This is a genomic window from Streptomyces sp. NPDC039736 (assembly GCF_055596485.1).
Map to the genome: position 1 here is coordinate 115,062 of NZ_JBVIUQ010000005.1, position 14,473 is coordinate 129,534.

Genomic DNA, 14,473 nt, shown 5'->3' on the forward strand with positions numbered 1-14,473 from the left:
TCCTGCGGTCCTCCGGCCGCCGGTGGGTCAGTTGTGGCTGTGCAGCACGTCGTTCAGGCCGCCCCACACCGCGTTGTTGGGCCGTGCCTCCACCGCGCCGGAGACCGAGTTCCGCCGGAACAGGATGTTCGACGCCCCGGACAGCTCGCGTGCCTTCACGATCTGCCCGTCGGGCATCGTGACCCGGGTCCCGGCGGTGACGTACAGCCCCGCCTCCACCACGCACTCGTCCCCGAGCGCGATGCCGACCCCGGCCTCCGCACCCACCAGGCAGCGCTCGCCGATGGTGATCCGGACGTTGCCGCCGCCGGACAGGGTGCCCATCGTCGACGCGCCGCCGCCGATGTCGGAGCCGTCGCCGACCACGACACCGGCCGAGATGCGCCCCTCGACCATCGAGGTCCCGAGCGTCCCGGCGTTGAAGTTCACGAACCCCTCGTGCATCACCGTGGTCCCGGCCGCCAGGTGCGCCCCGAGCCGCACCCGGTCCGCGTCGGCGATCCGCACGCCCTTGGGCGCGACGTAGTCCGTCATGCGCGGGAACTTGTCGATCGAGGTCACCTGGAGGTGCAGCCCCTCGGCGCGCGCGTTGAGCCGTACCTCCTCCACCGAGTCCACGGCCACCGGCCCCAGCGAGGTCCACGCCACGTTGGCGAGCAACCCGAAAAGACCGTCCAGGTTCTGCCCGTGCGGCTGCACCAGACGGTGCGAGAGCAGGTGCAGGCGCAGGTACGCGTCGTGGGCGTCCAGCGGCTTGTCGTCGAGGGAGGCGATGACCGTACGGACGGCCACGACCTCGACGCCGCGGCGGGCGTCGGGGCCCAGTGCCCTGGGCGCGGAGGCCCCGAGGAGTTCGGCGGCGCGCTCGGCGGTGAGGCGCTCGGTCCCGGCCGGGCCCGCCGCGTCGGCCTCCTGCGGTGCGACCAGCTCGGGGGCGGGGAACCAGGTGTCGAGGACGGTGCCGTCGGCGGCGAGGGTGGCGAGTCCGGCGGCGACGGCGCCGGAGGTACGAGAAGCAGTCGTATCGGTCATGACAGGAAACCTAACCGGCCCCGGCCCGCCCGGGCGAACCGGTCTCGGCCTGCGGAAGCACGCCGTCCCCGGCAGCCCGCGCCCGCCCTGCCCGGCCGGGCGCCCGCCGCCGCCCTCAGTGCGCCCCGCCGAGATTCAGCAGCACCACGCCCGCGATCACCAGCACGATCCCCAGCAGTTTGACGGCGGTCGCCGGCTCGCCGAGGAACAGCATCCCGATGGCCGCGACGGCGGCCGTTCCGACGCCCGCCCAGATGGCGTACGCGGTGCCCACCTCCAGCGACTTGAGGGTCACCGACAGCAGCCCGAAGGCCACCACGTACCCGACGACGGTGAGGAGCGAGGGCCACAGCCGGGTGAAGCCGTCGCTGAACTTCATGGCCGTGGTCCCGGCCACCTCCGCCGCGATCGCCGCGGCCAGCAGAACGTAGGGCATGCCCCGAAGCGTACGTTCGGGCCCGCCCCGCCACCGGGCCGCCGCACGCGCGTCATCACCGGCCGACCGGTGCACGAACGTTCCCGCACACCGGCCGCCGCACGAACGTCCCCGCACGCCGGCCGCCGCACCCGCGTCCGCCACGTTCCGAGCCCGGCGACCGCGCCCCCGGCCCGGCAACGTTCTGGTCCCGATCCCTGCCCGCGTCCGTCATTCCGCGGATCCTGGGCACCCGGATACGGTGACCCCCCACCCCCCGCCCGTAACCCCGACCTCACGGAGCACGCAGTGACACACCCCGGCGGCCCCCACCAGAGCCCCCCTCCCGGCCCCGGCTGGGGCGGCGGCTGGGCCCCGCCTCCCCCGCCCCCGCCGAAGCCCGGCGTGATCCCGCTCCGGCCGTTGGACGTGGGTGACGTCCTGGGCGGCACCTTCGCCGCCTTCGGCCGCCACTGGAAGCCGCTCGTCGGCGTCGCCGCCGTGGTCCACGCGGCGGCCCTGCTGCTCGTGGGCGGCGCGGCGGCCCTGGCGTTCTGGGGCAACGTGGACACCTTCGACGCGCTGGAGCGCGCGGACCGCAACGGCACGGCCGTCGCGTCTCACGTCACGTCCCTGGCCGTGAGCTTCGGCCTGGTGGCCGTGCTGGGCGCGGTGTGCCTGCTGTTCGCCACGGCGACGACGCAGGCGGCCTCGGCGGTCGCCCTCCAGGAGGCGGTGCTCGGCCGTCCCACCTCGTTCCGCGCGGTGTGGCGCAGGGCGGTGCGCCGGGTTCCCGCCGTCGCGGGCGCGCTGCTGCTTCCGGCCCTGGCCGCGGCCGTCCTGACGGTCCTGCTGATGATCGGGTACGTCGGGCTGATGATGGCGGTCGTGGAGGACGTCGGCGGCGACGCGGCGAACTGCCTGGCCGCCGTGGGGCTCCTGGGCGGGCTGCTGCTCGTGCCGGTGGTCGTCTGGCTGTGGGTGCGCTTCGCCTTCGCCCCGGCGGTCGCCGTCTTCGAGTCGGCGGGCGCGATGCAGGCGCTGCGCCGCTCGGCCCGGCTGGTGCGGGGTTCCTGGTGGCGGATCTTCGGGATCTCGCTGCTGGTGTACGCGATGGCGTGGATGGCGAGCTGGCTGATCCAGGTCCCGTTCAGCCTGCTGGGCATGTTCTCGCTGGTCCCGAGCATGGCGGTCGCCCCGGACACCGGCGAGGAGATGTCCTTGGTGCAGATGGCGCTGGCCGTGGGCGGCTACGTGCTGATCGTCCTGGTGGGCAGCTTCGTCAGCCAGATCGTGGTGATCTTCTTCCCCCAGCTCGCCACCGGGCTGCTGTACGTGGACCAGCGCATCCGCCGCGAGCACCTGGCCCCGGCCCTGGCCGAGGCGGCGTACGGCCCGCCGCCCCCGCGGCACTGAGACACGGCTGTGCCCCCGGCGCTCACCAGGAGCGTCGGGGGCACAGCCGTGTCCGTGCGGTCCGTGCGGGAGGACTCAGACGTTGAAGCCGAGCGCGCGGAGCTGCTCGCGGCCGTCGTCCGTGATCTTGTCCGGGCCCCACGGCGGCATCCAGACCCAGTTGATCTTGAGCTCGTTGACGATGCCCTCGGTGGCCGACTTGGCCTGGTCCTCGATGACGTCGGTCAGCGGGCAGGCCGCCGAGGTGAGCGTCATGTCGAGGGTGGCGATGTTGGCGTCGTCGACGTGGATGCCGTAGATGAGGCCCAGGTTGACGACGTCGATGCCCAGCTCGGGGTCGACCACGTCGTACAGGGCTTCGCGGACCTCTTCCTCGGAGGCCGGCTTGGTCGTCAGGGTCTCTTCGCTCATGCCGACTTCTCCTTCTTCTCGCTCTCGCCCAAAGCCTGGGCGGTCGCGTCCTTCCATGCCATCCAGCTCAGCAGGGCGCACTTGACCCGGGCCGGGAACTTCGAGACCCCGGCGAACGCGACGGCGTCCTCCAGGACCTCCTCCATCGCGTCGTCGGGCTCGACGGCGCCCTTGGACTGCATCAGCTCCAGGAAGGTCTCCTGGATCTTCCGGGCCGTCTCCAGGTCCTTGCCGACCAGGAGGTCGTTCAGCACCGAGGCGCTGGCCTGGCTGATCGAGCAGCCCTGCCCCTCGTAGCTGACGTCCTCGACGCGGTCGCCGTCGTACTTCACCCGGAGCGTGATCTCGTCGCCGCAGGTGGGGTTGACGTGGTGCACCTCGGCGTCGCCGTCGCGCAGGCCGCGCCCGTGCGGGTGCTTGTAGTGGTCCAGGATGACTTCCTGGTACATCGAATCCAGCTTCACGATCCCCAGCCCTTAACCGAAGAAGTTCCGTACGTGCTCCAGGCCGTCGACCAGGGCGTCGACCTCGCCGGGCGTGGAGTACAGGTAGAACGACGCTCGCGTGGTCGCGGGAACCCCGTACCGCAGGCACACCGGGCGCGCGCAGTGGTGTCCCACGCGGACCGCGATGCCCTCCTCGTCCAGGACCTGGCCCACGTCGTGCGGGTGGATGTCGCCGAGGGTGAAGGAGATCGCGGCGCCGCGGTCCTCCGCCGTCGCCGGACCGATGATCCGCAGGTCGGGGACCTCCAGGAGGCGCTTGACCGCGTACTCGGTGATCGCGTGCTCGTGGCGCGCGATGTTCTCCATGCCGATCGCCGAGAGGTAGTCCACGGCCGCGCCGAGGCCGACGGCCTGGGCGATCGGGGGCGTGCCGGCCTCGAACTTGTGCGGCGCGGGGGCGTACGTCGAGGAGTGCATCGACACGGTCTCGATCATCTCGCCGCCGCCGAGGAACGGCGGAAGGTCCTCCAGCAGCTCCTGGCGGCCCCAGAGGACGCCGATGCCCGTCGGGCCGACCATCTTGTGACCGGTGAAGGCCACGAAGTCGGCCTGCAGGGCCTGCACGTCGAGCACCATGTGCGGGGCGGCCTGCGAGGCGTCGATGCAGACCAGCGCGCCGACCTGCTGCGCGCGCCGGATGATCGTCTCGACCGGGTTGACCGTGCCCAGCAGGTTCGAGACCAGCGTCAGCGAGACGATCTTCGTCTTCTCGTTGATGATCTCTTCGATGTTCGACAGGTCGAGCCGGCCGTCGTCGGTCAGCCCGAACCACTTCAGCTTCGCGCCCGTGCGCTGCGAGAGCAGCTGCCACGGCACGATGTTGGAGTGGTGCTCCATCTCCGTGATGACGATCTCGGTCTCGCGGTCCACCCGGTAGGGCTCGTCGGCCCAGCCCAGCATGTTGGCCACGAGGTTGAGCGACTCCGAGGCGTTCTTCGTGAAGATGACCTCGTCGCGGCTCGGCGCGTTGATGAAGGCGGCGACCTTGTCGCGGGCGCCCTCGTACAGCGCCGTGGCCTCCTCGGCGACCGTGTACACACCGCGGTGCACGTTCGCGTTGTGCCGCTCGTAGTACTCGTTCAGCGCGTCGAGCACCTGGCGCGGCTTCTGCGAGGTCGCAGCGGAGTCCAGGTAAACGATCTTCTTGTCCCCGTGGACGATCCGGTCCAGCAGGGGGAAGTCCTTGCGGATCGCGTCCGTGTCGAGGAGGCCCGGCAACTGTGTCACGCGGTGACGCCACCCTTCGTGTACTTCTCGTAGCCCTCGGCCTCGAGCTGGTCGGCCAGCTCCGGGCCGCCGGACTCGACGATCCGGCCCGCCGAGAAGACGTGCACGAAGTCCGGCTTGATGTAGCGCAGGATGCGCGTGTAGTGCGTGATCAGCAGCGTGCCGACCTCGCCGGTCCCGCGGACGCGGTTGACGCCGTCGGAGACCTGGCGCAGGGCGTCGACGTCCAGACCGGAGTCCGTCTCGTCCAGGATGGCGATCTTCGGCTTCATGAGCTCCATCTGGAGGATCTCGTGACGCTTCTTCTCACCGCCCGAGAAGCCCTCGTTGACGTTGCGCTCGGCGAAGGAGGGGTCCATCTGGAGCTGCTCCATCGCGGACTTGACCTCCTTCACCCAGGTGCGCAGCTTGGGCGCCTCGCCGCGCAGGGCGGTCGCCGACGTGCGCAGGAAGTTGGACACCGAGACGCCGGGGACCTCGACCGGGTACTGCATGGCGAGGAACATGCCGGCGCGGGCGCGCTCGTCGACGGACATCTCCAGGACGTCCTCGCCGTCGAGGGTGACGGTGCCGCTGGTGATCGTGTACTTGGGGTGACCCGCGATCGAGTACGCGAGGGTGGACTTGCCGGAGCCGTTGGGGCCCATGATGGCGTGGGTCTCGCCCTGCTTCACGGTCAGGTCGACGCCCTTGAGGATCTCCTTGGTGCCGTTCTCGACATCGACGGAGACGTGCAGGTCGCGGATTTCAAGCGTTGCCATGGGGTACTCAGGACTCCTGGGTGACGGAGACGAGCACATCGTCCCCTTCGATCTTTACGGGGTATACGGGGACGGGGCGCGTCGCGGGAAGACCGGACGGCTTGCCGGTGCGCAGGTCGAAGCTGGAGCCGTGCAACCAGCACTCGATGGCACAGTCCTCCACCTCGCCCTCGGACAGCGAGACGTTCGCGTGCGAGCAGATGTCGTTGATCGCGAAGACTTCGCCCTCGGTCTGCACCAGGGACACCGGCGTGCCGTCGACCTCGACCCGCTTGGGGGTGTCGGTCTCCAGCTCGCTCAGCGAGGCCACCTTCACGAACGCCATCAGACCGACGCCTCCAGCTCCGTGTCGATCTTCGCGAGCAGGCGCTCCTCGACGTCGGCGACGCCGATCTGCTGGACCAGCTCGGCGAAGAAGCCGCGGACGACCAGCCGGCGGGCCTCGTCCTCGGGGATGCCGCGGGACTGGAGGTAGAAGAGCTGCTCGTCGTCGAAGCGGCCGGTCGCCGAGGCGTGGCCCGCTCCGGCGATCTCGCCGGTCTCGATCTCCAGGTTGGGGACCGAGTCGACGCGCGCGCCGTCGGTCAGCACCAGGTTGCGGTTCATCTCGTACGAGTCGGTGCCCTCGGCGGCGGCCTGGATCAGGACGTCGCCGATCCACACCGCGTGCGCGTCCTGGCCCTGGAGGGCGCCCTTGTAGGCCACGTTCGACTTGCAGTTCGGGACGTTGTGGTCGACCAGGAGACGGTGCTCCTGGTGCTGGCCCCGGTCGGTGAAGTACAGGCCGAACAGCTCGGCCTCGCCGCCGGGACCGGCGTACGTGACGCGCGGGTGCAGCCGTACGAGATCGCCGCCGAAGGTGACGACGACCGACTTGAACGACGCGTCCCGGCCGACGAGCGCATTGTGCTGCGCCACGTGGACGGCCTTGTCGTCCCAGTCCTGGACGGAGACGACGGTCAGCTTCGCGCCGTCGCCGAGCACGTAGTCGACGTTGGCGGCGAGGACGCCGTCGCCGGTGTGGTCGATGACCACGACGGCCTCGGCGAACTGGCCGAGCTCGAAGACCTGGTGGCCGTACGCCGTGCCGCCGCCGCCGCGCACCGAGACGCGGATCGGCTCGGTGAGCACGGTCTCCTTGGGCACGGAGACGACCGAGGCCTTCTCGAAGGAGCTGTACGCCTGGGCCGCCACGCGGTCCACCGGCTTCCCGGCTTTGCCGAGGCGGGCGTCCGCGCGGTCGACCGTCTCGACGGTGACGCCCTCGGGGGCCTCGACCTCGACGGTCAGCTCGCCGCCGGCCTCGGCCGTGCCGTCGTGCAGACCGCGCAGCCGGGCGAGCGGGGTGAACCGCCACTCCTCCTCGCGGCCGTGCGGCACGGGGAAGTCCGCCACGTCGAAGGACGGCGGCGCGCTCATGCGGGTGGCGGTGGTGGATTCCGCCGCCACCGCGAGGGAACCGGCGGTCGTCGAACCGGCCGGGATGTTCTGAGCCTCAGCCATGGCTGTCGTGTAGCTCTCTCTCTGCATCAGAAGAAGTCGGTTGCCGCTGACGGGGGGTGGCCGGCGTCAGCCGACCGACCCCTCCATCTGCAGCTCGATCAGCCGGTTGAGCTCCAGGGCGTACTCCATCGGGAGCTCCTTGGCGATCGGCTCGACGAAGCCGCGCACGATCATCGCCATCGCCTCGAACTCGGTCATGCCGCGGCTCATCAGGTAGAAGAGCTGGTCCTCGGAGACCTTGGAGACGGTCGCCTCGTGGCCCATGGACACGTCGTCCTCGCGCACGTCGACGTAGGGGTACGTGTCGGAGCGCGAGATGGTGTCGACCAGCAGCGCGTCGCACAGCACGTTGGACTTCGACCCGGGCGCGCCCTCGCCGATCTCGATGAGACCGCGGTAGGACGTACGGCCACCGCCGCGCGCCACCGACTTCGAGACGATGTTGGACGACGTGTTCGGCGCCATGTGCACCATCTTCGCGCCGGCGTCCTGGTGCTGGCCCTCGCCCGCGAAGGCGATGGACAGGGTCTCGCCCTTGGCGTGCTCGCCCATCAGGTAGACGGCCGGGTACTTCATGGTGACCTTGGAGCCGATGTTGCCGTCGACCCACTCCATGGTCGCGCCCTCGTACGCCACGGCGCGCTTGGTGACCAGGTTGTAGACGTTGTTCGACCAGTTCTGGATCGTCGTGTAGCGGCAGCGGCCGCCCTTCTTCACGATGATCTCGACCACGGCGGAGTGCAGCGAGTCCGAGGAGTAGATCGGCGCGGTGCAGCCCTCGACGTAGTGCACGTAGGCGTCTTCGTCGACAATGATCAAGGTGCGCTCGAACTGGCCCATGTTCTCCGTGTTGATGCGGAAGTAGGCCTGGAGCGGGATCTCGACGTGGACGCCCTTGGGCACGTAGATGAACGAACCGCCGGACCACACGGCCGAGTTGAGCGACGCGAACTTGTTGTCGCCGACCGGGATGACGGTGCCGAAGTACTCCTGGAAGAGCTCCGGGTGCTCCTTCAGCGCGGTGTCGGTGTCCATGAAGATGACACCCTGCGCCTCCAGCTCCTCGTTGATCTGGTGGTAGACGACCTCGGACTCGTACTGGGCCGCGACACCGGCGACGAGGCGCTGCTTCTCCGCCTCCGGGATGCCGAGCTTGTCGTACGTGTTCTTGATGTCCTCGGGCAGCTCCTCCCAGGAAGCGGCCTGCTTCTCGGTCGAGCGCACGAAGTACTTGATGTTGTCGAAGTCGATCCCCGACAGGTCGGAGCCCCAGTTCGGCATGGGCTTCTTGCCGAACAGCTTGAGCCCCTTGAGACGCAGCTTCAGCATCCACTCGGGCTCGTTCTTCTTCTCCGAGATGTCGCGGACGACAGCTTCGGACAGGCCACGCTTGGCCGCGGCGCCTGCCGCGTCGGAGTCGGCCCAGCCGAACTCGTACGTACCCAGGCCCTCGAGTTCGGGGTGGGCAGTCTCCTCGATAGGGAGAGTCATGCGGGGTTCCTCCCGGCCGTGCTTGCTGATGCTGAATGTGCGGTCTTGGGGATGTACGTCGTGCAGACCCCGTCGCCGTGGGCGATGGTGGCCAGCCGCTGGACGTGGGTCCCGAGCAGTGCGGAGAAGACCTCGGTCTCCGCCTCGCAGAGCTGCGGAAACTTCTCCGCGACGTGGGCGACAGGGCAGTGGTGCTGGCACAGCTGCTCTCCGACCGGTGCGCTACGCGCCGTAGCAGCGTACCCGTCGGCGCTCAGGGCCCTCGCCAGAGCCTCCGTGCGCCGCTCGGGGGGCGCGGCCTCGACGGCCTCGCGGTACGCGTGCGCCTGCGCGGCGATCCGGGCGCGGGCGAAGGCGGTGACGGCCGCCTCGCCCTGCTCGCCGCCGCCGGCCGCCCGGGAGATCCAGGTCAGGGCGTCGGCCGCGAGCTTGTCGTACGACTGGTCGAAGGCGTCCCGGCCGCAGTCGGTGAGGGCGAAGACCTTCGCGGGGCGTCCGCGCGTGCGCGCGCCGTACACCCGCTGTTCCTTCGCCTGCACCACGTCGTCGGCGGCGAGCGCGTCGAGGTGGCGGCGCACGGCGGCCTGGGTGAGGCCGAGGCGCTTCGCCAGATCGGCGACCGTCGACGGGCCGTGGTCCAGGATGGAGCGCGCGACGCGGTTGCGGGTGGACCGCTCACCGGTCGCGACGTCCGCCTGGGGGACCTCGCCTTCGTATTTCACAACGCCATTGTTGCGTAATTCCTCAGAGCCTGACAACCCGGGACCGCGAGCAAGATCGGTGGACTGCATCACTTAGGCAAACCTAAGTTGACCTGCGGAAACGATCACCGGAGGAAAATCCGCGGGCGCGCGGCGGACCGCCGTGGCAGACTCCCCGGCTATGTCGACCAGCCCCGTGCGCGCCCCGCTGTGCACCCGTGACTCCCTCGCCCAGGACCTGCGCGGCCTGGGGGTGCGCCCGGGCGAGACGCTCCTCGTCCACTCCTCGCTCAGCTCGCTGGGCTGGGTGAGCGGAGGCCGGGTGGCCGTCGTCGAGGCCCTGCTGGACGCGCTCGGCCCGCGGGGCACCCTGGCCGTCCCCGCCCATTCGAGCGACTACTCCGATCCCGCCGGGTGGGGGAACCCGCCGGTGCCGCGCGAGTGGTGGGAGCCGATCCGGGCGTCGATGCCCGCGTACGACCCGGCCACCGCGCCCACCCGGGGCGTCGGCGCGCTGCCGGAAGCCGTGCGGACCTGGCCGGGCGCCCTGCGCAGCGCGCACCCCCAGACCTCCTTCGCGGCCGTCGGCCCGCGCGCCGCCCTCCTGACCGAGGACCACGCGCTGGACTGCCGCCTGGGCGAGCGCAGCCCGCTGGCCCGGCTGGAGTCGGTCGACGCCCGGGTCCTCTTCCTCGGCACCGGCTGGGCCACCTGCACGGCCTTCCACCTGGCCGAGTACCGCGTCCCCTCCCCCCGGGCGGACAACTCCTTCCCGGTGACGACCCCCGGGGGCCGCCGCTGGCTGACGGTCCGGGACACGTCCGTCGACGAGGAGGGCTTCGCGGAGCTGGGAGCGGCGTACGAGCGGGCCCACCCGGTGGTCCGGGGCCGGGTCGGCGGCGCCACGGCCCGCCTCTTCCCGCTGCGGCAGGCGGTCGCGTACGCGGTCGGCTGGCTGCGGGAGAACCGGCCCCGGCCGTAGCCCCCGAAGGCCACGGACCGCATCCGCCCGGCGGCGTCCGCGCGGTGTTCGGGCCGGGGCCGCCCCCCGCCGGGCCCCGGACCGCCGCCGCCTAGACTCGCTCCCATGTCACATCAGCCCGTCGTCCAGGTCACCGGCCTGGTCAAGCGGTACGGATCCAAGACCGCCGTCGACGGCCTCGACCTCACCGTCGCCGCCGGCACCGTCACCGCCGTCCTCGGCCCCAACGGCGCAGGCAAGACCACCACCGTCGAGACCTGCGAGGGCTACCGCAAGCCCGACGCGGGCACCGTGCGCGTCCTGGGCCTCGACCCGGTCGCCGACGCCGCGCGGCTGCGCCCCCGCATCGGCGTGATGCTCCAGTCCGGCGGCGTCTACTCCGGCGCCCGCGCCGACGAGATGCTCCGCCACATGGCCAAGCTGCACGCCCACCCGCTCGACGTGGACGCCCTCATCGAGCGCCTGGGCCTGGGCGGTTGCGGCCGGACGACCTACCGCAGGCTCTCCGGCGGCCAGCAGCAGCGCCTCGCGCTCGCGATGGCCGTCGTCGGCCGCCCGGAACTGGTCTTCCTGGACGAGCCGACCGCGGGCCTCGACCCGCACGCCCGCCGCTCCACCTGGGACCTGGTCAGGGAGCTCCGCGCGTCCGGCGTGGGCGTCGTCCTCACCACGCACTTCATGGACGAGGCCGAGCAGCTCGCCGACGACGTCGCGATCGTGGACGCCGGCCGGGTCATCGCCCAGGGCTCCCCCGCCGCGCTGTGCCGCGGCGGCGCCGAGAACACCCTGCGCTTCACCGGCCGCCCCGGGCTCGACGTGACGTCCCTCCTCAAGGCGCTGCCCGCCGACACCGTCGCCGAGGAGCTGATCCCGGGGACGTACCGCATCGGCGGGAAGATCGACCCGCAGCTGCTGGCCACCGTCACCACCTGGTGCGCCCAGCACGGCGTGCTGCCGGACGGCATCTCGGTCGAGCGCCGCACCCTCGAAGACGTCTTCCTGGAACTCACCGGTAAGGACCTGCGTCCATGAGCACCGCCCCTTACACCCCCAGGCCGGGAGCGGCCCCGCTCGGCCGGATGATCGCCGCGCAGACCGCGCTCGAGACGAAGATGCTGCTGCGCAACGGCGAGCAGTTGCTCCTCACGGTGATCATCCCGGCGCTGCTGCTGGTCCTGTTCTCCGCCGTGGACATCATCGCGGTGCCCGTCTCGCCGGGCGGTTCCGGCAAGTCCGTCGACTTCCTCGCCCCCGGCGTCCTGGCGCTCGCCGTGATGTCGACCGCGTTCACCGGCCAGGCCATCGCCACCGGTTTCGAGCGCCGCTACGGCGTCCTCAAGCGGCTCGGCGCCTCGCCGCTCCCGCGCTGGGCGCTGATGACGGCGAAGACGCTCTCCGTCCTGGTCACCGAAGTCCTCCAGGTGATCCTGCTGACCGCCATCGCCCTCGGCCTCGGCTGGTCCCCGCAGGGCAGCCCCGGTTCCGTGCTCCTCCTGCTGGTCCTCGGCACGGCGGCCTTCTCCGGGCTCGGCCTGCTGATGGCGGGCACCCTCAAGGCGGAGGCGACGCTCGCCGCCGCGAACCTCGTCTTCCTGCTCCTCCTGGTCGGCGGCGGCGTCATCGTCCCGCTGGACAAGTTCCCGGACGCGGTGCGGGAGGTGCTCGGCCTGCTGCCGATCTCCGCGCTCTCCGAAGGGCTGCGCGACGTCCTCCAGCACGGCGCCTCCCTCCCCTGGAGCAACCTCGGCGTCCTCGCCGTGTGGGCGGTCCTCGGCCTGGGCGCGGCGGCGAAGTTCTTCCGCTGGGAGTGAGCCGTACGCACGTGGGAGTGAGGTCACACGCCGCCACCGCCCCCCTCGTGAAAACTCGCACAAGCACCGGCCTACCATGGTTGCCGTGTTGACCCCCCTCGCCCTCATCGCCCAGCGATGGACGCCCACGCCCCGTACGCTCCGGCGCGCCGCGCTCTCCGCGGTCGTCATGAGCGTTCTCATCATCGTGACCGGCGGCGCGGTCCGGCTGACCGGTTCCGGTCTCGGCTGCGACACCTGGCCCAAGTGCACGGACGACAGCCTCTTCGTGACGCCCGAACAGGGCTTCCACGGCTTCGTCGAGTTCGGCAACCGCATGCTGACGTACGTCCTGTCGGCGGCCGTCGGCTGGGCGATCATCGCGGCACGCTCCACCAAGCCCTGGCGGCGCGGCCTCACCCGCACCGCCTGGAGCATGTTCTGGCTGGTGATGTGCAACGCCGTGCTCGGCGGCATCACCGTGTGGATGGGCCTCAACCCCTGGACGGTGGCCGGTCACTTCCTGGCCGCCAACGCCCTGCTCGCCCTGGCCACCGTCACCTGGCAGCGCACCCGCGAGGGCGACGGCGCCCCCGTTCCGCGCGTGCCGCGCCCGGTCCGCAAGCTCGCCTGGGGGATCGTGGCCGCCACCGGCGTCCTGATCGTGCTCGGCACCTCGGTGACCGGTTCCGGCAAGCACGCGGGCGACAAGAGCGAGGTGCCGCGCATGCCGTGGGACTGGACCGCCGCCGCGCACGTGCACGCGATCGCCGCCTGGGTGGTCTGCGCGCTGGCCATCGCGATGTTCCTGGTGCTGCGGGTGGTGGACGCGCCGGACGACGTCCGCCGCCGCTCCCGCGACCTGCTGATCGTGCTGGCCGCCCAGGGCGCCGTCGGCTACGTGCAGTACTTCACGCACGTGCCGGAGATCCTGGTGGCCCTGCACATGCTGCTCTCCTCCCTCATGTGGATCGCGGTGATCCGCCTGCTGCTGAGCCTGCGCGAGCGCCCGGTGGAGACGCCGGACGCCGTCGCGGACTCCCCCGTCGTACAGGTGCCGGCGAGCGCCTGACCGTACGCGGCACGGCGAAGGGGCCCGGGACGAGATCCCGGGCCCCTTCGCCGTGCGTACGGCGCCTACGCCAGCCGGTACACCCGCCGCGCGTTCCCCGCGCCGATCATCCCCGCGACCCGCTCCGCGTCCGGCTTGGACCAGGCCCCCTCGGCCACCCACCCGCCGAGCACCCGGCCGAGGGCCTCCTGGAACGAACGCGCCCCCACCACGTGCAGCTCCGGCAGCCCGCGCGCGCCGCTGGAGAAGAGCACCTTCCCGAACGGCGCCAGCTCCAGCATCTCCGCGAGCACGGCGGCGGCCCGCGCGCCCGTGTGCGACAGGGCGGGCCCCAGGTCCGCGTACACGTGCGGGAAGACGCCCGCCAGGTGCGCCGCGTGCCGGTGGTACGGGTGGTCGTGCAGCAGCACCAGGTCCGTGCCGAGGCCCGCGCTCGCCGCCGCGAACTCCGTCAGCCGCTCCGGGTCCCCCGACACGTGCAACTGGAGCGGCAGCCCGCAGCTCACTGCGTTCCACAGCAGATGCCGCAGGAGCACGGGGTCGGACAGCCGCCCGCCGGCCCGGCGCCCGGCCAGCCAGCGCCCGGCGGCGCCCCGCACCTCGCCGGGCCCCGGCGGGTGCGGCGCGAGGGCGAGCCCGTGCCGTACGCCGGCCACGGAGGTGAAGGCGACGGCGGTCCTCGTCGCCGCGTGCATGGCCTCGCCGAGGTTCGCGAGGAAGTCCTCCGCCGTCCCCGAGGTGTCGGCGACCTGCTCGGCCAGCAGTTCGAGCCGTACGATCTCGTGCGCCTCGGCGTCTCCCGTGGCGGCCAGCTCCCGGGGGCGGGTGAGGTCGCCGGGGAGGCCGGTGTCGACCAGGTAGGCGGCGATGCCGGTGCCGCGCAGCAGCCGTCGCCCCGCCTCCAGCACGCCCAGTTCGCGGCGCCGGGCCAGGTAGCCGGCGGGCGGGCAGTGCGGCTCCAGGCCCAGCAGGGGCGGGCACCAGCGGCGTACCGCGAACCCCGTCTGGGTGTCGAAGAAGGTGGTGCCGGGCGCGGGCGGCGCGGGCGTGCGGCCGAGGTGGGCCTCGAAGGTGCCCAGGCCCAGCTCGGTGCGGAGCACGCCGTGGCAGTACTGGTCCACCAGGGACGGCGGGGTGACGAACATCGGGTACTCCCTGTGGGTGGC

The 14,473-nt window shown here is 71.6% G+C and carries 16 protein-coding genes; 5 read left to right on the plus strand and 11 right to left on the minus strand.

Annotated features, from left to right (window positions below; genetic code table 11):
• Positions 1-27: 27 nt before the first annotated feature.
• Together dapD and ACZ56L_RS17205 are read right to left on the minus strand one after the other, a co-directional pair.
• Entirely contained in the window at positions 28-1,032 is a 1,005-nt protein-coding gene (gene dapD, locus ACZ56L_RS17200; protein WP_401757788.1) for a 2,3,4,5-tetrahydropyridine-2,6-dicarboxylate N-succinyltransferase, read from the minus strand.
• Positions 1,033-1,147: 115 nt separating this feature from the next.
• A complete protein-coding gene (locus ACZ56L_RS17205; protein WP_345224167.1) occupies positions 1,148-1,468 on the minus strand; it encodes a DMT family transporter in 321 nt (106 codons plus the stop codon).
• A gap of 384 nt (positions 1,469-1,852) precedes the next feature.
• On the opposite strand from ACZ56L_RS17205, the gene ACZ56L_RS17210 reads away from it, so the two are divergent.
• Complete coding sequence (locus tag ACZ56L_RS17210; RefSeq protein WP_471064808.1) at positions 1,853-2,863, plus strand: DUF7847 domain-containing protein; 1,011 nt, start codon at positions 1,853-1,855, stop codon at positions 2,861-2,863.
• Between the two features lie 75 nt (positions 2,864-2,938).
• Here ACZ56L_RS17210 and ACZ56L_RS17215 read toward each other — a convergent pair whose 3' ends face one another.
• From ACZ56L_RS17215 to ACZ56L_RS17250, 8 genes are all read right to left on the minus strand, one after another.
• Complete coding sequence (locus tag ACZ56L_RS17215; RefSeq protein ID WP_189821522.1) at positions 2,939-3,274, minus strand: metal-sulfur cluster assembly factor; 336 nt, start codon at positions 3,272-3,274, stop codon at positions 2,939-2,941.
• The gene (gene sufU, locus ACZ56L_RS17220; RefSeq protein ID WP_345224160.1) at positions 3,271-3,738 is read right to left on the minus strand and encodes a Fe-S cluster assembly sulfur transfer protein SufU; all 468 of its coding nucleotides are present in this window, start codon (positions 3,736-3,738) and stop codon (positions 3,271-3,273) included. Before sufU ends, ACZ56L_RS17215 begins: the two co-directional genes overlap by 4 nt.
• A gap of 12 nt (positions 3,739-3,750) precedes the next feature.
• Entirely contained in the window at positions 3,751-5,007 is a 1,257-nt protein-coding gene (locus tag ACZ56L_RS17225; protein ID WP_345224158.1) for a cysteine desulfurase, read from the minus strand.
• The gene (gene sufC / locus ACZ56L_RS17230) at positions 5,004-5,768 is read right to left on the minus strand and encodes a Fe-S cluster assembly ATPase SufC (RefSeq protein WP_345224156.1); all 765 of its coding nucleotides are present in this window, start codon (positions 5,766-5,768) and stop codon (positions 5,004-5,006) included. Before sufC ends, ACZ56L_RS17225 begins: the two co-directional genes overlap by 4 nt.
• Before the next feature lie 7 nt (positions 5,769-5,775).
• Positions 5,776-6,093 carry a non-heme iron oxygenase ferredoxin subunit gene (locus ACZ56L_RS17235; RefSeq protein WP_189821526.1) on the minus strand — a complete coding sequence of 106 codons (318 nt, stop codon included), beginning with the start codon at positions 6,091-6,093 and terminating at the stop codon, positions 5,776-5,778.
• A complete protein-coding gene (sufD, locus tag ACZ56L_RS17240; protein WP_345224152.1) occupies positions 6,093-7,271 on the minus strand; it encodes a Fe-S cluster assembly protein SufD in 1,179 nt (392 codons plus the stop codon). Before sufD ends, ACZ56L_RS17235 begins: the two co-directional genes overlap by 1 nt.
• Before the next feature lie 66 nt (positions 7,272-7,337).
• Complete coding sequence (gene sufB, locus ACZ56L_RS17245) at positions 7,338-8,762, minus strand: Fe-S cluster assembly protein SufB (RefSeq protein ID WP_345224149.1); 1,425 nt, start codon at positions 8,760-8,762, stop codon at positions 7,338-7,340.
• A complete protein-coding gene (locus ACZ56L_RS17250; protein ID WP_345224147.1) occupies positions 8,759-9,484 on the minus strand; it encodes a helix-turn-helix transcriptional regulator in 726 nt (241 codons plus the stop codon). The genes sufB and ACZ56L_RS17250 overlap by 4 nt, the downstream gene beginning before the upstream one ends.
• Before the next feature lie 160 nt (positions 9,485-9,644).
• On the opposite strand from ACZ56L_RS17250, the gene ACZ56L_RS17255 reads away from it, so the two are divergent.
• The 4 genes from ACZ56L_RS17255 to ACZ56L_RS17270 all read left to right on the plus strand — a co-directional run bounded on the left by ACZ56L_RS17255 (position 9,645) and on the right by ACZ56L_RS17270 (position 13,307).
• The gene (locus tag ACZ56L_RS17255; RefSeq protein ID WP_471064813.1) at positions 9,645-10,445 is read left to right on the plus strand and encodes an AAC(3) family N-acetyltransferase; all 801 of its coding nucleotides are present in this window, start codon (positions 9,645-9,647) and stop codon (positions 10,443-10,445) included.
• 105 nt (positions 10,446-10,550) lie between these two features.
• Positions 10,551-11,477 (plus strand): ABC transporter ATP-binding protein, encoded by a 927-nt coding sequence (locus ACZ56L_RS17260; protein WP_345224143.1) that lies wholly within the window; start codon positions 10,551-10,553, stop codon positions 11,475-11,477.
• Positions 11,474-12,256: an ABC transporter permease gene (locus ACZ56L_RS17265; RefSeq protein ID WP_345224141.1), complete on the plus strand. Its 783-nt coding sequence runs from the start codon at positions 11,474-11,476 to the stop codon at positions 12,254-12,256. Before ACZ56L_RS17260 ends, ACZ56L_RS17265 begins: the two co-directional genes overlap by 4 nt.
• A gap of 76 nt (positions 12,257-12,332) precedes the next feature.
• Positions 12,333-13,307 (plus strand): COX15/CtaA family protein, encoded by a 975-nt coding sequence (locus ACZ56L_RS17270; RefSeq protein WP_345224139.1) that lies wholly within the window; start codon positions 12,333-12,335, stop codon positions 13,305-13,307.
• Positions 13,308-13,372: 65 nt separating this feature from the next.
• Here the strand turns inward: ACZ56L_RS17270 and ACZ56L_RS17275 are convergent, their stop codons facing one another.
• Positions 13,373-14,452, minus strand: coding sequence for an amidohydrolase (locus tag ACZ56L_RS17275; protein WP_345224137.1), 1,080 nt, complete (start codon positions 14,450-14,452; stop codon positions 13,373-13,375).
• Between the last annotated feature and the right edge of the window lie 21 nt (positions 14,453-14,473).